The following is a 20,518-nucleotide window of genomic DNA, read 5'->3' as shown; positions in this document are numbered from 1 at the left end:
GGACAGCAAATGCCGGTCCCGCTCCGCCGTCGATCGATCGGTGGATTTGCCGCTCTCTTCGGATCGGTTGATTTATCGTCGCAGGACGCCGATCGGATGCGGGGTTTGCCCTTCGGTAGAGGCGGCAAAACAGGAAAACACTCAGGTTGTATCCATCCGGAAATGATTTCCCGGCAGAACTCGGTTTCCAATCCGGAGGTGAGGATTTTTACCGATATCGAGAGAATCGATCGCTCGAGCGGAGGCGGCCTGCAGGTTGCCGCACGAGGAGACGAGCCTATGGACGACGAGGTCGAGCGAACCGTGATCGCCCCGGAGGGGTGGGACTGAACGGCGGCAGCGGTGGATGGAGGGTGGCTGGAGAGCAGCGTGCACCCCGATGGGAACCGCTGCGGGGACTTTGGGGGCCCGGGAAGGAGGGTTGGTGGGAGGATGCGGGAACCGGGAGGTCGTTTGATGGCGGGTCGATGGGTGGCGTTGTGGGTGATGGGTTTTCTCTTCTTGGCCGCCTGTGCCGCAGAGGGTCAGCGCGTGGAAAGCAGCAAGGATGACAAGGGTTTTTCGGATTTTGTCAAGTGGCGGTGGGAGCGTTTGTTCAAGGACATCCCATCGGTCGAGGATTACCGGTTCGAACTTGCCGCGAACGATCCGGGTTTTCTGCGCGAAAACCGCACCGTGGATACGGTCACATGGATCGGGCACGCGACGCTTCTCCTCCAGATGGACGGCCGCAATGTCCTGACCGACCCCCATTTTTCCGAAAGGGCCTCCCCGGTGCAGTGGGCCGGCCCGCGCCGTGTGGCACCTCCCGGTCTCGCGCTTTCGGAGCTTCCCCCGATCGATATCGTCCTGCTGTCGCACGACCATTATGATTCCCTCGACGTGGGGAGCATCCGGGGGCTGTTGGAGCGGGAGGGTGGGGAGAAGACCCTTTTCGTGGTACCGAGCGGCCTCAAGCGCTGGTTCGAAGAACTCGGGGCAGCGCGAGTGGTGGAACTCGGCTGGTGGGAGACCCACATGGAGGACGGTTGGGCCTTGACGGCGGTGCCCGTGAAGCACTGGAGCAAGCGGAGCCTCTTTTCGAAGAATGAAAGCCTCTGGGCGGGATGGGTGGTTCGCTCCCCCCGTTTCAATTTTTTCTTTGCCGGGGACAGTGGCTACACAGACCGCTTCAAGGAGATCGGCCGCAGGCTGGGGCCTTTCGATCTGGCGGCTATACCGATCGGCGCCTATGAGCCGCGCTGGTTCATGCGGGACCACCACATGGACCCCCGGGAAGCCGTGCAGGTCCATCAGGACCTTGGGGCCCGGCGGTCCGTGGCCATCCATTGGGGGACCTTCATCCTGACCGATGAACCGCTCGACGAGCCGCCTGTCCGCCTGGCCGAGGCGCTGGGCGAAAAAGGGCTGGATGCGGACGTGTTCTGGGTGCTGCGGCACGGAGAGACGCGGCGGCTTCCCTGAAAACACCGGTCTTTCAGGCGAGCGCCCTTTCAAACGGTCGCGCTGCTGAGGACGATCATGAGCAAGAGGTGACGGCCAGGGTGAGCAGGAGAGTGCGGTCCTGGGTTCTCGCGCTTCGTGCGGGCTGTCACGGAAGATGCGCGATGCAGGCGCACGCCATGAGGAGCACGACTCCCAGCCCTTCGTTGGCGGTGCCGAGCAGATCGCCGGTAATGCCCCCGAAGCTCCGCCGCCAGCGGAGGCCAAGGAGCATGGTGGTTACCCAGGCCAGCATGAAGAGACCGATCCCCGCGAGGCCGAATGGGACGCACACCAGGAGACAGACCGCCAAGGCTGCCCCACACCGGCCGGGGTTGGCCCCCTGCACGAAGGGGCGCCCCATCCCGTCGCCGGCGCGGGCATACGGCAGGGTGGTGATCAGCCAGACCATCATGCCGCGGGAAAGGATCGCGACAGGGATGAGGAGGGAGGCCCTTCCGGCGGCGACGAGCCTCTCGCAGGCGATCCACTTCGCCAGAAGGTCCAGCACGATGGCTGCAACCCCGAAGGCGCCGATGTGGACATCCTTCATGATGGCCAACCGTCTTTCGCGGTCGAAATACCCCCCGAGCGAGTCCGCCCAGTCTCCCAGCCCGTCCAGGTGCAGCCCGCGGGTCAGAAGCGTTTCGAGCAGGACGATCAGAAGGGCCGCGCCGGCCGGCCAAGGGTCGGCGAGGAGAAGCCGGAACACTGGATCGACGGCGTACAGGGTTGCCCCGAGGATCAGTCCCACAAGGGGAAACCAGGGCAGGGCGCGCCCCAGGTCCTCGCCGCCGCCGGCGGGTACGGGGATGAGGGTGAGCGTCCGAAGCGCCGAGCGGAGTCCGTGCATCTCAGGCCCCCGGGGTGATGCCCGCTTCTTCGAACGTGGCCATTTCGTTGTAGATGCGCACGGCGCTGCCGATGACCTGCATGGCCAAGGCGGCACCGGTTCCTTCACCAAGGCGCATGTCGAGGTTGAAGATGGGCTCGAGCCCCTCCTTTTCGTAAAAGATGCGGTGTCCTGCCTCAGAGGAGAGGTGGGAGAAGAAGAGGTACTCCTTGACCGCGGGGCAGAGGCGCATGGCCACGAGCGCTCCGGCGCTGGAGATGAATCCGTCGACGACGACGATGAGCCCCCTGGCGGCCCCGCCGAGGCACAACCCGCAGATGCCGGCGATCTCGAGCCCGCCCAGGGCGGCAAGGGCGCGCAGGGGATCGGCGAGGGCCGATCGATGCCGCTTCAGGGCCTCTTCGATGATCGCGGCCTTACGGTGGATCTGATCGGCTTCGAGCCCGGTGCCGCGGCCGGTCACTTCCAGGGGCGCCGCAGGCAGCAGGCCTGCAAAGAGGGCCGAGGACGGGGTCGTATTGCCGATGCCCATCTCCCCTGTGGCGATCATCTGTGCGCCGCGGTCGCGGGCGTCCAGGGCCATCTCGATCCCGACCGACAGGGCCCGATCGACCTCCTCCATCGTCATGGCCGGCTCCCGGACGATGTTCCCGGCGGCGCGCCGGACATTGCGGCGGATCAACCCTTCGGCGTCGGCGAGGTCCGTCTTCATGCCGATATCGATTACGCTGACACGGGCCTCAGCGCAGCGGGCAAGGACGTTGATGGCCGCCCCTCCGCCGAGGAAATTCCGGACCATGAGTGCCGTCACTTCCTGCGGGTAGGCGCTCACCCCCTCCTCGATGACCCCATGGTCCCCGGCAAACACGAAGACCTCGCGGTTGGTCACATCGGGCCGCGCCTCCTGCCGGATGGCTGCAACGCGGGCGGCGATCTCTTCGAGCCTCCCGAGGCTGCGGACGGGTTTCGTCAGGCTGTCGAGCCGCTTCCAGGCCTCGCTCAGCCAGTGCTCGGAGAGCGGTTGAATCTGTGTCGTGATTTCCTGCCACTGCATCAGTATCTTTCCTCCGGTTCTTTCGAAATCCTGTTGCACAATCTTGAACCGGCCTACGGCTTTTGCCGCCGACCGGTATGAAAACCGAAACCAAAACCCGCATGGCCCTGCGGATGCGCGGAGCCGATGGTGCTGCAGGCTCGGTCCCCGATCCCGGGGGCGCGGCCTGCGCTGGAGGTTATTTCCTACTCTCTGAGCGAAAACATGACGGGTATCGAAACCCGCATCGCAACCGGGTGGTTCCCGAGCCTCGCCGGTTCGAAGACCCAGTCCTGCACCGCCGTCATCGCGGAGGCATCCAGAACGCTGTGGCCGCTCGACTGCTCGATCTCGAGATCGGTGGCGCAGCCCGCCGGGGTGACCAGAACGTCCAGGATCACGGTTCCTTCGTATCCTCTGCGTTTTGCCAGGCTGGGATACCGCGGCGGCGGATTTTCCCGATATCTGGGGACGGCCTTGCGGATGCCGTCGACCCTTCCGACGTCGCTTTGCTTGAAGACCTTGCCTGCTGCTGTGGCTGCGGGGTCGCTGGACACGGATTCCAGCGGTATCTGCGGCTCCGGGTTGTGAAACGGAGCCGGCCTGGGATGGGCGATCTCCGGCTCTCCGGCTTCAGCAGGGATCGTCGCAGCCGGGGGCTGCGCCGGCTGTTCGGGGGCAGGGGGCTCGATCCGATCGGGCAGCGCGGCAGGTTTGGTCTGTACGACGGGCTGAGGCGCCCTTGGGGGTGTCGTCTTGGGCCGCCGGCTTTGGGGCGGGCTGGGCGGCGCAGAGACCGACCTCTCGGGCGGGGAGGGGGCCGGGGGGTGCGGCGTGACCTCCGGGGCCTTTGCCGGTGGGGGCGGCGTCATCACGAACGTCATCTCGAGTGGTTGGGCGGCAGGTTTGGCACAGGGGGCGGTTTCGAGCCGGCCGTCGCCGAGGCCGAAGAAGAGGAGACCGTGCAGGGCCAGGGCCGCCGCGGCGGGGAGAGTCAACGGTCTCATGGGGTTTTCTCCGTCTCCGCCTGCAGGGAAACCCGGGTGATCCCCGCTTCCCTGATCCGGTCGAGGACCCGGAAGAGGTCCTGGTAGGGGATGGTCCGGTCTGCGAAGAGCAGGACGCCCCCATCAGGGCTGTCCTTGGCCTTTTCCGCCAGTGCCGCCGCGAGGGTGTCGAGGGTGGCGGGGTCTTCGTCCAGGTATAGGGCGCCGTCCCCCTCGAGCGTTACGGACAGGGTCCATTTTTTTTCGATGGCCGCGGATTCCGACGAGGGCAGGAGGACAGGCAGCCCGTGGTGGACCGCCATCGAGAGCATCGCGTAAATAAAAAAGACCAGGAGGAGAAAGACGATATCGATCAGCGGGATCATCTCCACCCGGACCCTTTTCTGGTGATAGAGCGGGACCTTCATACGTTATCCATTCACCCTTGGCTCGAATACGCGCTCGCTCCTCATCTCTGGACGCCCTCCGGGAGGCAACGCTGTATGAGTTTTTCGTAAACGATCTCCAGGCTGGTGGCGTATTTCTCGATCGTCAGAACCGCATTTTCCACGCGGGATGTGAAGTAGTTGTAAGGGAAGACGCTGAAGATCGCGATTCCCAGTCCGGCGGCGGTGGTGATCAGCGCCTGGGCGATGCCGCCGGTCACCGCCTGGGGATGCTCGATGCCCATGTTCCCCAGGATCTCGAAGGAGGCGATGATGCCGAGGACGGTCCCGAAGATTCCGAGGAGCGGGGTGACGGTGATCATCGTGTCGAGGACGCTCAGGTAGCGCCTCATGCGCCTGACCTCGTCGGCCGCGCTGGTCTCCATGGCCTTGGCCATCGAAAAGTCGCGGTGAAGGATGCCGGTGACGAGGATCCGTATGATGTAGTCCCTGGATCCGGCCGTTTTGATCCGGACGCTTTCCCAATCCCCCGTGCGGCAGAGTTCGAGGACCTCGTTGACGAGGTTCTGGTCGCGGCGCCGGTCCTCCTTGAGCCAGAAGACGGTCTTCTCGATGACCACGGTCAGCGACAGGATGGAGCAGAGCAGCAGCGGATACATGATGGGGCCGCCGCTCAGAAAGATGTCGATCATAGGATGGACCTCCCGATGCGTTTCCGATCCGCAGCGCAGCAGGGCCGGAGACGCGTTTTTGCATGCAAATCGAATTACGCTTCCGCGCAGGCCTGGCTTTCCGCGCAACGCTCCGCCCGCCCGACCAGGCTCACGCGCGGGGCGCCCGTAGCCGGGTTCCGATCTACGAGCACGCGGCAGCTGTATGCGGCGCTGATCCCTTCGGACGTGACCACCTCGGCGGGTGCGCCCGCGCTGAAAAGGCGGCCGTTTTCGAGGATGATCAACCGGTTGCAGTACAGGGCCGCCAGGTCGATATCGTGCGTGACCGCGACGACGCTCACCTGTTTGTCGCGGACGAGCGATGCGATCAGCTCGAAGATCTCCATCTTGTATTTGATGTCCAGGAAGGCCGTCGGTTCGTCCAGCAGGATGATTTCCGGTTCCTGGGCGAGTGCCCTGGCGATCAGCACGCGCTGCTTCTCGCCCCCGGACAGTTCGTGGATCGATCGATCGGCCAGCCGTTCGACATCCACGGTGCGCAGGGCCTGCATGGCGATCTCGATATCCCGGTCGCTCTCGAACTGGAGGCGCTTCAGGTGAGGTGAGCGGCCCATCAACACAACCTCCAGCACGGTGAACGAGAATTGAAACGGTTGTTCCTGGGCGACGAAGGCGATACGGCGTGCGAGTTCGCTGCGTTTGAACGCGCCGATGGGGCGTCCGCTGAAGAACACCGTGCCGCTCTCCGGTTTGAGCAGTCCATCCATGAGCTTCAGCAGGGTGCTCTTGCCGGACCCGTTCGGCCCGAGGATGCCCACCAGTTCACGGCTCCCGATTTCCAGGCGGATCCCTCCGAGGGCCAGGGTGTCTTCGTAGCGATAGCTCACGTCGTCGAGGGTCAGGATCGGTTCCATTGGCTGCCTCGGGTCCGCAGAAGGATCACGAAAAAAGGAGCGCCCAGGAAGGCCGTCACGACCCCGACGGGCAGTTCGCTGGGCGAAACCACCCAGCGCGCGAAGGTGTCGCAGACGATCAGGAGGATGGCCCCCCCGAGGGCCGACACAGGGACGAGAAGCCGGTGATCCGGGCCGAACATCATGCGGGCGAGGTGCGGCACGATCAGTCCGATGAATCCGATCAGACCCGAAAGGGAGACGACCAGTCCGATCATCAGGGATACCAGCAGAAAACAGAGGAGCTTGGTCCTTTCGACGTCCACCCCCATGTGGCAGGCCGTCTCGTCCCCGAGGGTCATGAGATTCAGATCGCGGGCGAAGCCGTAAAGGATCGCCGCCGCCAGGATCACGACGGGCGCGATGATCGCCGACTGGCCGAAATGGCTTTGGGACAGGTCGCCGTAAAGCCAGAAGAGCATGGTGTGCAGACGGCTGTCTGTGGAGGTGGAGACGAAGAACATGATGACGGCGGTGAAAAAGGCGTTGATGATGACGCCCGTGAGCAGAATGGTCGAAGACTCCATCCCCATCCTGCGTCTGCCGAGAAGGAGGACGAGGAGGATGGTCACCAGTGCGCCCGCAAACGAAAAGACCGGGATGCCCAACTGAAAGCTGAAGCCGAGCATGATCCCGATGATGGCGCCCAGAGCGGCCCCGCTCGATACCCCGAGGATGAATGGTTCGGCGAGAGGGTTGCGGAGAAGCGCCTGAAAGACGGCGCCTCCGAGGGAAAGGGCGAAGCCCACGAGGCCGGCGAGCAGGACGCGTGGGAGGCGGACCTTGAGAACGATCAGCTCCGTTGTGCCGCCCGTACTTTCCCCCAACAGGGTGCGGCAGAGTGCCGAGAAGGAGATGTCGGCCGTTCCGAGCCAGAGAGAGAAGAGGATCGCCCCGCCGAGAAGACCGCTCATGACGGCTGAAATAAGAAGGACCTTGCCGGGGGTTACCCGTCGATGCAGGATCATGGCCGCTCCCAGAGGATTTCCGGGTGGATGAACCGGGCCGCCTCTTCGAGACCGTCTACGATGCGGGGCGAAGGGCGGTCGACGAGGTCCGAATCGATCAGGTGTACGCGGTGGCTGCGGGCGGCCGGGATGTCTGTCAAACGCAGCCAGCCCTGGCGGGCCTCTTCGAACCGGCCGCCGCGGTCCATGGAGGAGACCAGGATCACGTCGGGTCTCTGGCGGATGACCTCTTCCAGGCTGATCCTGGGGTAGGTGAAGGGCTCCTCGCTGAATGGGTTCCAGCCGCCGGCCAGGGTGATCAGGTCGTTCAGGAAGGTGTCCCGATTGATCGTCATGATGGGGCGCAGGTTGATCTGCACGAAGACCTTCGGCCGAGGCAGACCGCGGACCTTTTCCGCTACGCGTTCGGCGCGGGCCTTCAGGGCCTCGGCCGCCGCCGCGCCGTCCCGGGTGGCGCCGCAGACGCGCCCCAGGAGCGTGATGGTGTCCAAGGCCTCGTAAATGTTCCGCGGGTTGGTGGTGAAGACCCGGATGCCGGCGGTTTCGAGGGTCTCGACGACGCTCCGGCTGTTCCCATCCGCCGTGGCGATGACGAGGTCCGGGGCGAGGCTGATGATCTGCTCGATGTTCAGGTTGACATAGCTCCCGACCTTAGGCTTGCCGCAGGCCTCCGGCGGGTAGGTGCTGTATTGGGTGACACCCGCCACCCGGTCTCCCAGGCCCAGAAAATACAGGATTTCCGTGATGCTGGGGGCGAGGGAAACGATCCGTCGAGGGGGTGAGGGCACCGTAATGTCTTTTCCCGTTGCGTCTCGAAAAACCCCGGCCGATGCGGGGACCGCAGCCGATGCGAAAACAAGGCAAAGACAGGCGCAGAGATGGCGGATCAGCTTCATAGTAAAAAAAACCCCCGAATCACGTTCTGATCCGGGGATAGCCCTGTTCATATCCGAGAGATCCGGAGACAGCCGTCTTTCCGTCACGGCACGCATCTCCCTATCCAGGCAGGTCTTCTGACTTCTCCGCCCTTACGGCGGCCTTCCCATTCCGGTTACAGCGGAACAGTGGCTATCATGGCCGTAAGGTTCCCGCGTTTTTCAGCGGAGCGGAGTAACAGCGGCGGGCCCATCCCCGATTTGCACGGGGTTCCCTATTAAGCCTCGAAAGGCGCCTGAATAACCTTGAAGGGCTTCCCGCTCCGCAGGGATCGGGGCGCCCGCACACGCTTCAAAACCAGACAGGATGAGATGGATCAACACCGGGAAATGGAGCGAACACACGGCTGAACTTCACACCAAACCTGTCCTGCACCAGGACTCCCCACCAAAGCAGCAACGCCGCCTCGGCGCGATTTCCAGAGTGAAGCGAGTTTCACAATTCTTCCAAAAATTCATTATAACGCGAAAATTGAAATTTTGTCAAGCGGCAAAACACTCCTGGTACCTGGAGGGTGGTGCGGCACAATAAGACCGGGGAACAGCAGCGCCCTTATCTATAGATCAGATCCGTGAAACCAAAAGGGCAAGGCCCACCCGGACGGGTGGGCCTTGCGGATCCGCGAAGGTCTTGCTCCTATCGGCTCAGGAGGAATGCTATTGCAGGATAAAACCGAGGAAAGGCTCGCCGGAGGCCCGGTGACGTTCCATCTGGTTTCTAAGCTGATTGAGAAAGACCCGGAGGTCGAGGGGCGCAGCCTCTCCTACGCCACCTATGAACCCCATCACCTCATCCGTATTTTCGATCACGCCGTAGCCTCCCTGCACGACGCTTTGAACGGCTCCACGATTGGCCTTGACGAGCTGTCGGGCCTGGAGCAGCAGCCTCGGATGGGTCAAAAGCACCCGCAGGAAATTGTCCGCCTGGTTGTAAATCATACCCGAGCAAAACTGCCCGAAGGCGGTCTCGGCCATCACCTTGTCGCGATAGTCGCGGAAGAGGGCGAGGTCCCCGGCGACAGGGAACATGGTTCGATAGGCGGCGTACCAGTCGACGCTGGGGCCGTAGGCGCTCCCGTACTGGTAGGTCCAGTATCCGAACTGCACGTCACCGGCCAACTGGCTGTAGCCGATATTGAAATACCCGCCAAGGCCTCCCCAGGAGGACCCCCAGCTGTTCTTGCAGATAAAGGAACTGTTCGAGTCGTTCCACCCGACGACGAGGACGAAGTGGTTGCCTTCATATGTTCCGCTTGTCTTGGTGTAAACGCCGGTGCTGTAACTGTAAAAATCGCTGTAGACTTTATACCACACAACCACGGGGCCGTTGCTATAGATAGCGTTCTTGATCTCGGTGCTGGTCGCGACTTCACCGCTGTTTGCATAATCCCAATTTGTAAGATAATAGGCGTCATCCTGCCAGTTGGCACAGGCATTCGCGCAGGGTCCTTTGGTTCCGGTGTAGGGATAGCAGGATTCCACCGCTGTGCCGGGGTTCTTCAGGTAATCCGACGCGGTGCTGGCATAGCCGCCGGTGCAGTCACCCGCGGTGCTGCAGGAAAGCACGATCTGCTCCGAGAGGTCGAGAGTGGAGCCGGGAAGGCTGTTGGTGATCATGTACTTGGACTCGAGGGCGGCCACCGTCGCAAAGCAGAAACAGGAGCCGCACCCGCCCTGGTTCTTGACCGAACTGACGTAGTTTGAACCACTTATGTTGCGCCAGTCGTACTGGGATGGGAGGACGGTAAACAGGGGCGCCGCGGCCGGCACCTCGGCCTCGGGGCCGGCCGTCTCTTCCATGGCTCCCAGGAGCTTCCGGCGCTCTTCAGGGGTCATGCGTGTGATGGGGTTTTCGGCTGCGACCCAATCAGCCCCCGCGGCTTCGATGGCTGCGTTGATCTCGTCGATGGTCTCGGTGCAGAGCACGACGTTCGGTGAAACCAGGAACAACGCCGCCAGGATCACGAGGCCGGTGAGTGAAAATAGAGACCGTTTGTAATTTTTCATCCTTCTACCTCCTGATTCAGCAAAAAAAAAGTGGCCGCACCAAGGCGGATCAACATGCTCAATCCTGCTCACTCTGGCCGATCTGCGTATCGATTGGATCCTCCCACGATCCCTTGAATGGACGCAGAGCGCCACGATGTCTTTGGGTGAAAGGTCAGAAGTGAAAAAATCCTCCGGATAGCGCTATGGATAAGGTGAAATCTCTTCAGGTAACGATGAATCAAAACTCTTGGCAACAATTGGTCCGGTTGGGTTGATTGAATGGCTGCCCGATGATCAGGTACAGCTGATGGATTCCACGCATTGGTCAAGGAAATACGCATGGAAAACAAACAAATCAAAGGCTTGAGCGGAAGACATTCCCTGAATTTCCACGCAAGCAGATAGACGGATCAACATGGAAATCGGCCAAAAAGACCATTTCCGGATGGAGAGTGATCAAAAAATCTTCAGGCGAAACGGTGACATCTACCGGGCCTTCTCACTGGACGGACAGGCTTGAGGATTATCGCTGGGTGTTTTCAAAATAATCACTGCGATCAATCCCGGGAAAATCGAAAACGACCGGCGAACAGGTTCCTTTTTGAATGATTCCAAGCGTACAGTCGAAGCTTTTCCCGACCTCGATGCCATATTTCCGGAGAAATTCCGGTCCGGGATGCCAGGAATTGGTCAAGGTGAGCGATTGCTGCTGATTCTCCAGGTGAGCATAGGCGTGATCGAGTGTCTCCCCGGTGGTGAAGAGAAATCTGACTTCATATTGCTGGTAGGATGGTCCGCCTGTGGTTTTGGGGGCGCCGCTCTTCTCGATCGATACGATCTTTGCCTGCCCGCTGTAATGCTTGTAGGTGCATGGGCCGGTTGACAGGGATTTTTCCGTCGCTTGCTGGTGGTTTGCACAGGAAAACTGGGGCACGATGAAAACCAGCAGGGTCATACAAAAAAGCATTTTCCACATGTGTCGGTCCTCCTGAAAGAGATCGCTAGGCAGCCTCCACGAGGCACGGATGGAAGGTTCTCCTGGCTCCATGGCCAACCAGCAGGGTCCCCTGCTGCGCCGAATTCGAGATCGAAGGAAGGAGACTAAAGAATTGATTATCAAACACCTCGAAATTCATATCATCGAAAGCAGAAAGAAGCAATCAAAATTCTACCTTTTTCCATGTAAATCCCTACGGAGGTGCTGCCCATAAGCGGGATCGTTCTTACACGTTCTTAGTCGGTGTCAAGGCTGCGATTCCGCCCGGTTTCCATCCGGAAATGGTCTTTTTTGCCAATCTCGGCGTCAATCTGCACGTTTGCTTGTGCGGCGACCACCAGGTCGCCTCCGCGCAAGCGCTTGATTTCATTGATATTGGCAAAAAATCCTCATTTCCGGATTGGAAACTGGGTTGTACCGGGAAATCATTTCCGGATGGATATGAGGTAGTTTCCATCCGGAAATGGTCTTTTTTGCCAATCTCGGCGTCGATCTGCACGTTTGCTTGTGCGGCGACCACCAGGTCGCCTCCGCGCAAACGCTTGATTTCCTTGATATTGGCCAGACCGGGACCCGCCGCGAAGCGGTGGGACTGAGCACTCGAAGGGTGTGAAGAAAAATCCTCATTTCAGGATTGGAAACTGGGTTCTATAGGGAAATCATTTCCGGATGGACACGAGGTAAGTTTCCCGCCAGCCTGGGTCGGCATCCTGCAGAACGACCAGGAACGGAAGCCTCCCGACCAGGCAGGCAGAGGGCAGGAGAAAACCTCCTGCGGCATGAAATCGGGCGTCACCGGCGGTGCGGGGCCGGCCTTGCCGCCGACGCAGAGGCATGTTATGGTAGAAGCTATCCTCGCCGCGACTGATGTTGCTGCGTGCTGTTTTGCTGAGAAGCTCCGGCGCGGCTGCGTCGATGGGTCCGGAAAGCGACCCTTTGAAGTTCCATCGAGCCGTGGATGTGTGCTGGGAGAGGTAATAGCCATGAGGGATGAAGACAGGACGAAAGAAGAGCTGCTGCGTGAATTGAAGGAACTGCGCGGCCGTTTGGAGGTCTTGGAATCCGATTCGACTGCGGTGTCCGCCGATGATGCTCAACGAAAAAGAATGGAGGCGGAACTGCGCGAGTACGAGCGGAAATGGCGCGTGATCTTCGATCAGACCTTTCAGTTCATCGGTCTTCTGAACCCGGCCGGGACACTCCTGGAGGTCAACAGGACCGCTATACAGTTTACCGGTGCCCAGCCGTCGGATGTCATCGGTAAGCCGTTCTGGGATACGCCCTGGTGGCGGCATTCCAAGGCCCTGCAGGAACAGCTCAAAGAGGCGGTCCGGAAAGCGGCCTCCGGACAGTTTGTGCGCTTCGAGGTGACCCATAAATCAGTTGATGGCGAGGTGCGGTGGATCGATTTCTCACTGAAACCCGTGAGAAGCGAGCAGGGTGAGGTCATCTATCTCATCCCTGAAGGGCGCGATATCTCCGAGCTGAAAAAGGTGGAAAAGGAGCTCCAGCGCTACCGCGAGCACCTCGAACTGATGGTCAGGGAGAGGACGGCTCAACTGGAGGCGGCGAACCGGGATCTCAAGACAGAGACGCAGGAGCGCCGCCGGGCGGAAGAGGCGGTCAGGGAGAGGGAAAAGACCCTGGCCGAGATCGTACAGGGAAGCCCCATCCCGACTTTTGTGATCGACACGGAGCATGCCGTTACCCACTGGAACAAGGCGTGTGAAACCCTGACAGGCATCCCGGCGGGCCGGATGATCGGGACGCACGATCAGTGGCTCGCTTTCTATCCCAGCGAACGGCCGGTGATGGCGGACCTGATCCTCGATCAATCATCCGAGGCCGAACTGTCCGCCTACTACGGCGATTGCCACCGTCCGTCGGTTGTCAGGGAGGGGGCCTGGGAGGCCGAGCGGTTCTTTCCCGCCCTGGGTGAAAAGGGCAAGTGGCTTTTCTTCACCGCAGCGCCTTTGAGGCGTTCCGACGGCGGCATCATGGGCGCGATGGAGACCTTGCAGGATCTCACCGAGCGCCATTTGACCGAGGATGCCCTGAGACTCGACGAGGCCCGCCTCGAGGCCCTCCTGAAGCTCAATCAGATGAGCGAGGGGTCGATGCAGAAGATCGCCGGCTTCGCCCTCGATCAGGCCGTGGCCCTGACGAAGAGCAAAATGGGATATTTGGGCTTCGTCGATGCGGGCGACAGGACGTTGACCATACATGCCTGGTCGGAGGCGGTGGCGCGGGAGTGCACCATGGAGGAAAAACCCACCGTGTTCGCGCTGGATGCCATGGGTCTTTGGGGAGAGGCATTGAGGCAGAGAAAGCCCGTGATCACCAACGACTATTATGCTTCCAATCCTTGGAAGAAGGGCTATCCGCAAGGGCATCCGCGCTTGATCCGGCACATGAACACCCCCATATTCGAAGGCGAAAGGATCGTGGCTCTGGCGGGAGTGGCCAACAAAGCGGATGACTACGACGAGTCGGATGTCCGCCAGATCACCCTTCTGATGAACGGGATGTGGCGGCTTATGGAGCGGAGGCGGGCCGATGAGGAACTGCGGAGGCATCGCGACCATCTGGAGGAGATGGTGCGGGAGCGAACGGCGGATCTGATCGAATCGGAGGAGAAGTATCGCACCCTGGTCGAGAACGTGCCGCTCGTCGTCTACCGCGTGTCAAACGATGGAAAGGCGCTGTTCGTAAACCACTTCGTCAACGAGATCTTCGGCTACACCCCGGGCGAGATATTCCGCCGCCCCGAACTGCTCCTGAAGGATTGCGTATGCAGCGAGGACGTCGAGATCGTCACGGAACTCCGGGAAAAAACGCTCCATCGAGGGCAGGAGTTCCTGGCCGAGTACCGCATCCGGCACAAAAAGGGCCATGTCGTTTACGTGATGGATCACGCCATCCCGTTCGAATCGCCGGACGGCCGGGTCAAAGGTGCAGACGGGATCATCATGGATGTGACCAGCCGGGTCAAACTCCGGGACGAATTGGTGCGCGCCGAGGAGCAGAAGACGATTACAGAGGTCTCCGCGCGGCTGGCCCATGAAATCCGCAATCCGCTGGTGTCGGCCGGCGGTTTTGCGCGGAGGCTTTTGGGGACTATGGATCCAAACGATCCGAACCGCGCGAAGGTGGAGATCATCGTCAAGGAAGTCCGGCGTCTCGAGATGATTCTCCGGATGATCCTCAACTACCTTCAGCCGGTGAAGCTCTACCTTTCGAAAAGCGAGCCCAATACGCTTGTCGAGGACGCCCTGAACGCGGTCGAGACGGAACTGAAAGAGAGCCGCGTCAAGGTGCGGCTCGATCTCAGTCCTGATTTGCCCGAGGTCACCGTCGATCGGCTGCAGGTCGAACTTGTCCTGGAGACCCTGATCAAGCAGGCGATCAACCAGATCAAGGATGGAGAGGAGCTTTTTATCGGCACCTCGGCGGGTGACGGCGTCCTCAAACTGGTGATGAAATACCCGGTCCGGCATGTTGCGAGGGATGACGTCGAGCATTTCTTCTACCCGTTTACGTCCTCCGAAAAGGCCTACGACACGGCGGATCTGCCCCTTTCCAAAATCGTTGTCAACAAGCATGGGGGCGACATCGACGTCAGGCTCGAAAGGCCGGATACGCTTATCCTCCGGATTATGCTGCCCCTCTAGTTTCCATCCGGAAATGGTCTTTTTTGCCAATCTCGGCGTCAATCTGCACGTTTGCTTGTGCGGCGACCTTGCCGGGTCGCCTCCGCGCAAACGCTTGATTGCCTTGATATTGGCAAAAAATCCTCATTTCCGGGGTGGAAACTGGATCGTATAGGAAATCATTTCCGGGGTGGAAACTGGATCGTATAGGAAATCATTTCCGGGGTGGAAACTGGATCGTATAGGAAATCATTTCCGGGGTGGAAACTGGATCGTATAGGAAATCATTTCCGGGGTGGAAACTGGATCGTATTGGGAAATCATTTCCGGGGTGGATACCCTCTCTAGATCCTGTCCGGAAATGGTCTTTTTTGCCAATCTCGGCGTCAATCTGCACGTTTGCTTGTGCGGCGACCTTGCCGGGTCGCCTCCGCGCAAACGCTTGATTGCCTTGATATTGGACAAACCAGGGCTTTGTCGAGCGCGTTCTTCGAACGGTTGAAATTTTGATGAAAGCCATGCTTCGCCCGATAGGCTGCGGATGCCAGGAAATCGATCGGTTGCATGCAGGTCCGGGCGACTGCCCGGCGCGCCTTCAGGGACATGCCCGCATGATCTCACCCGAATTTTCCGCGGCCGAAAGCCCGCAGGCGTCAGTAGATCATACCGCCGACATAGACGCCGGCCCCCACGAAGAGATCGTGGTCGGGCACCCTGTAAATGAAGGTGGTCTTCTTGGCGGGTGTGGTTTTGCCCGGTTTGGGCCACATATAATCGACCCAGCCGCTGCTGCTGCTTCTGGCAAGGTTTACAAAATGGACAAAAAGGGCCTTGCCGGTGGGGTCGGTCAGCAGCAGGACATGATCGTATTTGGTCAGTTCGGGTTGCATGGGATGGGCAAGCATTTTTCCGTTGAGGTCCATCAGAAAAACGTATGAATCCTTCCAGACAAAGGGTCCTTTTGGATCGCCGATGAGCCTGATGGCCTCCTCCTGCCCCTGGGATATGATGGTTGCCGCGGCTTCGTAGCACTTTACGACGCATTCTTCTTTGGTCGCCGTCTCATCGGCGCGGAGAGGCGAGGGCAGAAAAAGCATGATCCCGAGGATCGCGATGACACGAAATAATGGCATGTTACCCTCCTTAAGAAAATGCAGATTTGGACTGTTTCAGAGACTTTCCCGCAGGGCGCCGGACGGCTCTGCCAAGCCTCCATTCGGGCCTGTTTTCGATCCGGCAGGCGGCGTTGTTCCGCGGCACTCACGTTCCGATCTCTACCGGATCCAGGGCCTTCCGACCGGGAGTACATCTCTTCCGAAGACCTGGGCGAAAATGACGTGGGCCATCATGTACCAGGCAGACAGGGCGCAGAACATCAGTTCGTAGCCGGCGATCTTGACCATCTCGGGATATCCGAAATGGGCAAGGTCCAGCAGGATGAAACCGATCAGGAGCAGCGTGAAAGTGACCGCCATGGCGCTGTGGATCTTCATGGCCGGTATCCACATAATGAAGGTGTAGAGCGTCCAGCCGATCAGAAACCATCCGGTGTCCCTGGTGTTGGAATGATAGATGTTGAAATGGTTGAGGATAAAGATGACCCCGAGGGCGATCCAGAAGGATCCGTAGGCTACGAATGCGCTGTATCCAAAGTTGTTCCCGGACTGGTATTCCTGGAACCCGGCGATCATCTGAGCCAGGCCGCCGAAGATAAAGGCGAGGGCGACGATCGGGCCCACGCCGCACCACCCGACGTTGTGGAACTGAAGGATCATCGTCGTCATTCCAAAACCTGCCAGGCCCACGACACCAGGATTCCCCTTGGGGTTTTCTCCGTTGGACATAAGGCACCTCCTCAGCGGCTAAGGTTTACGTTTCGACTGCTACCCGACAAACCACACTGGAGCCGCAGCGGCTTCGCCTCGGATCAGCTCCTTCGCAGCTCCCTGATTCCTTATATACATAGAGGGTCGACGGCATAGGACCTCTCTTTACCCGTGCGGGGTACTGACATCGGATCAAGGAGAAAAGTCGTTCCGTGTTGCTGTTTGGTCGAGATCGATGATCATGTGCCCTGGGACACGTTCGTGAAGCATCAGAAAATAGGGAAGATTCGTTCAATGAGGAATGGGGGGGCTGTTTCAGCCATCCTCGATGCACCGTGAAATCAAAAGAGGCCGTTTCTGCCTGACGGGCTCCGGAGCCTAGTGCGACAGCTCCGCCTGAGCCTGCGCAGATCAGAAACCACTTGCAGCACCATAGCACTTCGGAAAAGAATTGCAAGCGATTCCCGCCCGAGAACCAGGGCGATTGCAGCGCGGGACGGGTTGTCGGGCATCGGAAACCGCCTCGTGGAAAGCCGGCCTCAGTCGAGGGGTCGATTGCAGGTCGACGGTGCCTCATGGGTCACCGGTGAGACGAGGAGTTTCTGGGCAATCCCCCGGCCTAGGGCCATTCGGCTGCAATGGTGAGCGAAGATGAGGCTCCCCTGCCCGGCATTGCTGATGATTTCGATGGTGTCCCCCAGACGGAGCCCGAGGGCGGCCAGCCTGGCGCGCGAGAAGGCGCCGCTCACGATATCGCGGATGAGTACGACCTCGCCCGGTTTGGCCATCGAGAGAGGCATGAGGGGCTTTCTCTGGGCCATACACGCTTCGCAGAGGCCATAGATTTCCAGACGGTGTTGCAGGATGTGAAAGCCGTGCTGGGCGGCGATGGTTATCTGCAGCTTTTCGAGGTCATCGTTCACGAATTCCACGATCTTTCCGCATTTGGTGCAGATCAGGTGGTCGTGGTGGATACCCAGGTGCCGATGTTCATAGCGGATGGGTTGGTCGGCGAATTCCTTCCGCTGAGCAAAGCCGAGATCGACCATCCGGTGGAGGCATCGACGCACGAACTCGGGTTCGATCTCTTCGCCCCTCTTCTTCAGGAGACGGTAGATCTCTTCGAGCGTCATGTGCTCTTCGGAGCTAAGGAAGACGTCGATCACCTTGAGCCGGTCCTCGATTCGGTCGCAGCCGTCTGCTTCGATGAGCCTCCGGAAGTTTTCCTTCTCTAAAAAATCATTATTTCTCATAGTCAATGCGTTTTTTGCCCTTCTTCCTGGTCAATCCGCCGGTGGTTCGGGTACCGGGCTGGAGCCGGATGCCTCTCGGGTTGGGGGGACGAAACATGCCCGGGCGGTGCGTGGTGCTCCCCACCTCATGCTCCGGGGTGCTTCGCCGCTCGAGGCCCGCTCATGCGTGGACGTCGTCCGAGAAATAGCCGAGAAAGCCTTTGACCGCGTTGGCTGTAAAGGTCCTCTCCCGGGCCTGGGTAGGTGGATCCATGCTCTCGAATGCGGCAAGATTCGGGTCGTTTGATAGAAGCTCATCGACGCATCTGGCCAGGACATCTTCGCCACCCCGCCTCAGTTCGGCCTGGATGAGTTCCGCCCATAGCAGAAGCTGATGGCGGAAGGCAGTGAGCCAGTATCTGGAGTGCTCGTTCGAGCCGCAATGGGCATAGCAGATGGGCTGGTCCTCGAAGGAAAGCAGTCGGTCGACGCTTTGAAGACACACGTCGAGGAAAAAACGCGGCGGGGTCGCCGGCCTCAGGTAGTCGCGTCCGGAGATCCTGAAATAATTGCCCGCCGCCTCGCCTGCGAACATGCGGCCTCCGTAAAGGAAGCTGAGGTGATGAACGGCGTGGCCCGGGGTCTCGGCGATCGTCAGGCCTTCGATGGCGGAATCGGTATGGGCGATCAGGACCTCCGGCCGGATCGGACCGGGCGGACCGTAATGCTCGGCCAGTTTACCCAAGACCGCCAGACTGCCCTTCCACAACTTGTCGGGATTGACGAGGAAGGGGATGCCTTTGGCGTGGCAGATGACCTTCGCGGAGGGATAGGCCTCGAGAAGGGCGGCGAGCGCACCGCAGTGATCGATATGGATGTGTGTGAGCAGGATGTAGTCGAGGCGGGTCAGGCCGTGTGCCCGAAGGGAAGCGGTCAGACGGCCGGCTGTTCGGGCGGGGCCGACATCGACGACCAGGTTCACCGGCCCCTCGCAGAGCCAGGCACCGAAAAAAGGGGCAAAACCCGGGATGTCCTGTTCGATGGGAATGAGGTCAAAGGAAACGGAATCGGTCATATTGTGGGGTCGCTTTCATTTGGATACGGACAGGTGAATCCGGTTGTCCGCTCATGTCCCTGAAGACAAATCATATTAAAAGAATCAAAACCGGCAAGTCAAGCCGGCCTTTTGCCGTTGGAGCGACATATGTTCCGGAATACGATCCGGGTTCACCCGGGATGGAAAAGGTGCTATAGTGCCACCCTGGGAAAATGGGAGGGCCGCTTTTTTCCCGGGGGAGCCTTTGGTGTGGTCGCCGATTGCCCTGAAATGGGCAGGCTGTGCATCGAGGGGCTCTACGGCGTCGGGGCAAGATCCGTCAGGTGAACGCTCTCTCCGCTAAGACAGATCCCGTGAAGAAGCGGAAGGTTTTGCGGCCTGAAAGGGTTCCCGTGAGCGGAGGGATATGTCCATTGGGGGCAGGGGTTCACTCGCCGGGAATTGTCATGTGGTCCGGATGTGAAAGGAATATTTGCGAAAATGCCGGATGAAATCAGGAAAGTGGATCCAACGAAGCACCCCTTTCCCGTTCTCCTGGTGGAGGATGAGCCCGTGTCGCGGCGTCTGCTCGAACGTACGCTGCAGGGGGCGGGTTATGATGTCACGGCAGCGGGCGACGGATATGAAGCATTGGCCCTGTTCGATGAGCGTTTCCATCCGATCGTCCTGACCGACTGGGTCATGCCCGAAATGGATGGGCTCGATCTCTGCCGGGCTATTCGCACCAGGTTGGAACAAGGCTATGTGTTTCTGGTCATTCTGACAGCGAGGGATAGCAAGGACGAAATCATTCAAGGCCTCGAGGCCGGGGCGGACGATTATCTGACCAAGCCGTTTCATCGGGCGGAGCTGATCGCGCGCCTCAAGACCGGTGAGAGGATCCTGCGGCTCGAAAGGTCGCTCAAGGAGGCCAATGAGCGGATCAGGCTGCTCACGATCACGGATGCCCTGACGGGTTGCTACAATCGTGGATATCTCGATGAGAGGCTTCCGGAGGAGATTGTCCGGGCTTACCGCTATCAACGGCCCATTTCGATCATCCTCTGCGATCTGGATCATTTCAAGCGCTTGAACGATGTCTACGGACATCAGGCCGGCGACAACGTCCTCAGACAATTTGTCCGAAAGGTGCAGGCGGGGCTCAGAAGCCGGATCGACTGGGTGGCCCGGTACGGAGGCGAAGAATTCCTGATCGTGATGCCCGAGACGCCTTTCGATGCGGGCGTGGCAGTGGCTGAGCGCCTATGCAGGCAGTTGGCGGAGACCTCTATGGACATTGGCCGCGGCCAGGAAGTGGGGGTGACCGCCAGTTTCGGGGTTACGGGCTGCGATCCTCTGGCGGGCGACGAAGCGCCGTTATACGAGACGGTTCTGAACCAGGCGGACGAACTTTTGTATGCGGCCAAGCGCGCCGGCAGAGCGAGGGTCGTCGGGGTGCGATTCGACAAGGCCCGGTGACGGTGCTGCCGCAGCGGT

General features: G+C 60.2%; 21 protein-coding genes and 1 riboswitch. Of the genes, 7 read left to right on the top strand and 14 right to left on the bottom strand.

Annotated elements, in window-relative coordinates; all coding sequences use genetic code 11:
* Window positions 1-162 precede the first annotated feature (162 nt).
* Together ACZ500_RS10440 and ACZ500_RS10435 are read left to right on the top strand one after the other, a co-directional pair.
* Window positions 163-330: a hypothetical protein gene (locus tag ACZ500_RS10440; RefSeq protein WP_464232433.1), complete on the top strand. Its 168-nt coding sequence runs from the start codon at window positions 163-165 to the stop codon at window positions 328-330.
* Window positions 331-456: 126 nt separating this feature from the next.
* Window positions 457-1,464: an MBL fold metallo-hydrolase gene (locus ACZ500_RS10435; RefSeq protein WP_464232432.1), complete on the top strand. Its 1,008-nt coding sequence runs from the start codon at window positions 457-459 to the stop codon at window positions 1,462-1,464.
* A gap of 127 nt (window positions 1,465-1,591) precedes the next feature.
* Here ACZ500_RS10435 and ACZ500_RS10430 read toward each other — a convergent pair whose 3' ends face one another.
* The 10 genes from ACZ500_RS10430 to ACZ500_RS10385 all read right to left on the bottom strand — a co-directional run bounded on the left by ACZ500_RS10430 (window position 1,592) and on the right by ACZ500_RS10385 (window position 11,256).
* The gene (locus tag ACZ500_RS10430) at window positions 1,592-2,335 is read right to left on the bottom strand and encodes an adenosylcobinamide-GDP ribazoletransferase (protein ID WP_464232431.1); all 744 of its coding nucleotides are present in this window, start codon (window positions 2,333-2,335) and stop codon (window positions 1,592-1,594) included.
* A gap of 1 nt (window position 2,336) precedes the next feature.
* Window positions 2,337-3,389: a nicotinate-nucleotide--dimethylbenzimidazole phosphoribosyltransferase gene (gene cobT / locus ACZ500_RS10425; protein WP_464232430.1), complete on the bottom strand. Its 1,053-nt coding sequence runs from the start codon at window positions 3,387-3,389 to the stop codon at window positions 2,337-2,339.
* A gap of 185 nt (window positions 3,390-3,574) precedes the next feature.
* Window positions 3,575-4,375: an energy transducer TonB gene (locus tag ACZ500_RS10420; protein ID WP_464232429.1), complete on the bottom strand. Its 801-nt coding sequence runs from the start codon at window positions 4,373-4,375 to the stop codon at window positions 3,575-3,577.
* Window positions 4,372-4,782: an ExbD/TolR family protein gene (locus ACZ500_RS10415; RefSeq protein WP_464232428.1), complete on the bottom strand. Its 411-nt coding sequence runs from the start codon at window positions 4,780-4,782 to the stop codon at window positions 4,372-4,374. Before ACZ500_RS10415 ends, ACZ500_RS10420 begins: the two co-directional genes overlap by 4 nt.
* A 41-nt stretch (window positions 4,783-4,823) precedes the next feature.
* Window positions 4,824-5,453: a MotA/TolQ/ExbB proton channel family protein gene (locus ACZ500_RS10410; protein ID WP_464232427.1), complete on the bottom strand. Its 630-nt coding sequence runs from the start codon at window positions 5,451-5,453 to the stop codon at window positions 4,824-4,826.
* A 74-nt stretch (window positions 5,454-5,527) separates the two neighbouring features.
* Window positions 5,528-6,349: an ABC transporter ATP-binding protein gene (locus ACZ500_RS10405; RefSeq protein ID WP_464232426.1), complete on the bottom strand. Its 822-nt coding sequence runs from the start codon at window positions 6,347-6,349 to the stop codon at window positions 5,528-5,530.
* Window positions 6,334-7,356, bottom strand: a complete 1,023-nt coding sequence (locus ACZ500_RS10400) for a FecCD family ABC transporter permease (protein ID WP_464232425.1) — start codon at window positions 7,354-7,356, stop codon at window positions 6,334-6,336. The genes ACZ500_RS10405 and ACZ500_RS10400 overlap by 16 nt, the downstream gene beginning before the upstream one ends.
* On the bottom strand, window positions 7,353-8,339 hold the full coding sequence (locus tag ACZ500_RS10395; protein WP_464232424.1) for a cobalamin-binding protein: 987 nt from the start codon (window positions 8,337-8,339) through the stop codon (window positions 7,353-7,355). Before ACZ500_RS10395 ends, ACZ500_RS10400 begins: the two co-directional genes overlap by 4 nt.
* Window positions 8,340-8,342: 3 nt before the next feature.
* Window positions 8,343-8,546: riboswitch (cobalamin riboswitch) on the bottom strand.
* 402 nt (window positions 8,547-8,948) lie between these two features.
* Window positions 8,949-10,298, bottom strand: coding sequence for a C1 family peptidase (locus ACZ500_RS10390; RefSeq protein WP_464232423.1), 1,350 nt, complete (start codon window positions 10,296-10,298; stop codon window positions 8,949-8,951).
* A 505-nt stretch (window positions 10,299-10,803) separates the two neighbouring features.
* Entirely contained in the window at window positions 10,804-11,256 is a 453-nt protein-coding gene (locus ACZ500_RS10385; RefSeq protein WP_464232422.1) for a hypothetical protein, read from the bottom strand.
* A 302-nt stretch (window positions 11,257-11,558) separates the two neighbouring features.
* Between ACZ500_RS10385 and ACZ500_RS10380 the strand changes: the two genes are divergently transcribed.
* From ACZ500_RS10380 to ACZ500_RS10365, 4 genes are all read left to right on the top strand, one after another.
* The gene (locus ACZ500_RS10380; protein ID WP_464232421.1) at window positions 11,559-11,873 is read left to right on the top strand and encodes a hypothetical protein; all 315 of its coding nucleotides are present in this window, start codon (window positions 11,559-11,561) and stop codon (window positions 11,871-11,873) included.
* Between the two features lie 387 nt (window positions 11,874-12,260).
* A complete protein-coding gene (locus ACZ500_RS10375) occupies window positions 12,261-14,948 on the top strand; it encodes a PAS domain S-box protein (RefSeq protein WP_464232420.1) in 2,688 nt (895 codons plus the stop codon).
* A 13-nt stretch (window positions 14,949-14,961) separates the two neighbouring features.
* Entirely contained in the window at window positions 14,962-15,102 is a 141-nt protein-coding gene (locus tag ACZ500_RS10370) for a hypothetical protein (RefSeq protein WP_464232419.1), read from the top strand.
* Between the two features lie 186 nt (window positions 15,103-15,288).
* Window positions 15,289-15,429: a hypothetical protein gene (locus ACZ500_RS10365; RefSeq protein WP_464232418.1), complete on the top strand. Its 141-nt coding sequence runs from the start codon at window positions 15,289-15,291 to the stop codon at window positions 15,427-15,429.
* Between the two features lie 151 nt (window positions 15,430-15,580).
* Here ACZ500_RS10365 and ACZ500_RS10360 read toward each other — a convergent pair whose 3' ends face one another.
* The 4 genes from ACZ500_RS10360 to ACZ500_RS10345 form a co-directional block, all read right to left on the bottom strand.
* Complete coding sequence (locus tag ACZ500_RS10360; protein ID WP_464232417.1) at window positions 15,581-16,060, bottom strand: cache domain-containing protein; 480 nt, start codon at window positions 16,058-16,060, stop codon at window positions 15,581-15,583.
* 141 nt (window positions 16,061-16,201) lie between these two features.
* Entirely contained in the window at window positions 16,202-16,771 is a 570-nt protein-coding gene (locus ACZ500_RS10355) for an acetate uptake transporter (protein WP_464232416.1), read from the bottom strand.
* Between the two features lie 521 nt (window positions 16,772-17,292).
* Entirely contained in the window at window positions 17,293-18,006 is a 714-nt protein-coding gene (locus ACZ500_RS10350) for a transcriptional repressor (RefSeq protein ID WP_464232415.1), read from the bottom strand.
* Between the two features lie 160 nt (window positions 18,007-18,166).
* Window positions 18,167-19,060 carry an MBL fold metallo-hydrolase gene (locus tag ACZ500_RS10345; protein ID WP_464232414.1) on the bottom strand — a complete coding sequence of 298 codons (894 nt, stop codon included), beginning with the start codon at window positions 19,058-19,060 and terminating at the stop codon, window positions 18,167-18,169.
* Window positions 19,061-19,501: 441 nt separating this feature from the next.
* On the opposite strand from ACZ500_RS10345, the gene ACZ500_RS10340 reads away from it, so the two are divergent.
* Complete coding sequence (locus ACZ500_RS10340; RefSeq protein ID WP_464232413.1) at window positions 19,502-20,500, top strand: diguanylate cyclase; 999 nt, start codon at window positions 19,502-19,504, stop codon at window positions 20,498-20,500.
* Window positions 20,501-20,518 lie beyond the last annotated feature (18 nt).

Source organism: Desulfatiglans parachlorophenolica, assembly GCF_055394735.1.
The sequence above is the reverse complement of the archived record's forward strand: the minus strand, read 5'-3'. Positions and strand labels throughout refer to the sequence as shown.

What these genes read in the sequence shown, in the direction of transcription:
- ACZ500_RS10440 (WP_464232433.1), top strand. Translation starts at nt 163, where the DNA reads ATGATTTCCCGGCAGAACTCGGTTTCCAATCCGGAGGTGAGGATTTTT.
- ACZ500_RS10435 (WP_464232432.1), top strand. Translation starts at nt 457, where the DNA reads ATGGCGGGTCGATGGGTGGCGTTGTGGGTGATGGGTTTTCTCTTCTTG.
- ACZ500_RS10430 (WP_464232431.1), bottom strand. Translation starts at nt 2,335, where the DNA reads ATGCACGGACTCCGCTCGGCGCTTCGGACGCTCACCCTCATCCCCGTA.
- cobT (WP_464232430.1), bottom strand. Translation starts at nt 3,389, where the DNA reads ATGCAGTGGCAGGAAATCACGACACAGATTCAACCGCTCTCCGAGCAC.
- ACZ500_RS10420 (WP_464232429.1), bottom strand. Translation starts at nt 4,375, where the DNA reads ATGAGACCGTTGACTCTCCCCGCCGCGGCGGCCCTGGCCCTGCACGGT.
- ACZ500_RS10415 (WP_464232428.1), bottom strand. Translation starts at nt 4,782, where the DNA reads ATGAAGGTCCCGCTCTATCACCAGAAAAGGGTCCGGGTGGAGATGATC.
- ACZ500_RS10410 (WP_464232427.1), bottom strand. Translation starts at nt 5,453, where the DNA reads ATGATCGACATCTTTCTGAGCGGCGGCCCCATCATGTATCCGCTGCTG.
- ACZ500_RS10405 (WP_464232426.1), bottom strand. Translation starts at nt 6,349, where the DNA reads ATGGAACCGATCCTGACCCTCGACGACGTGAGCTATCGCTACGAAGAC.
- ACZ500_RS10400 (WP_464232425.1), bottom strand. Translation starts at nt 7,356, where the DNA reads ATGATCCTGCATCGACGGGTAACCCCCGGCAAGGTCCTTCTTATTTCA.
- ACZ500_RS10390 (WP_464232423.1), bottom strand. Translation starts at nt 10,298, where the DNA reads ATGAAAAATTACAAACGGTCTCTATTTTCACTCACCGGCCTCGTGATC.
- ACZ500_RS10385 (WP_464232422.1), bottom strand. Translation starts at nt 11,256, where the DNA reads ATGTGGAAAATGCTTTTTTGTATGACCCTGCTGGTTTTCATCGTGCCC.
- ACZ500_RS10380 (WP_464232421.1), top strand. Translation starts at nt 11,559, where the DNA reads ATGGTCTTTTTTGCCAATCTCGGCGTCAATCTGCACGTTTGCTTGTGC.
- ACZ500_RS10375 (WP_464232420.1), top strand. Translation starts at nt 12,261, where the DNA reads ATGAGGGATGAAGACAGGACGAAAGAAGAGCTGCTGCGTGAATTGAAG.
- ACZ500_RS10370 (WP_464232419.1), top strand. Translation starts at nt 14,962, where the DNA reads ATGGTCTTTTTTGCCAATCTCGGCGTCAATCTGCACGTTTGCTTGTGC.
- ACZ500_RS10365 (WP_464232418.1), top strand. Translation starts at nt 15,289, where the DNA reads ATGGTCTTTTTTGCCAATCTCGGCGTCAATCTGCACGTTTGCTTGTGC.
- ACZ500_RS10360 (WP_464232417.1), bottom strand. Translation starts at nt 16,060, where the DNA reads ATGCCATTATTTCGTGTCATCGCGATCCTCGGGATCATGCTTTTTCTG.
- ACZ500_RS10355 (WP_464232416.1), bottom strand. Translation starts at nt 16,771, where the DNA reads ATGTCCAACGGAGAAAACCCCAAGGGGAATCCTGGTGTCGTGGGCCTG.
- ACZ500_RS10350 (WP_464232415.1), bottom strand. Translation starts at nt 18,006, where the DNA reads ATGAGAAATAATGATTTTTTAGAGAAGGAAAACTTCCGGAGGCTCATC.
- ACZ500_RS10345 (WP_464232414.1), bottom strand. Translation starts at nt 19,060, where the DNA reads ATGACCGATTCCGTTTCCTTTGACCTCATTCCCATCGAACAGGACATC.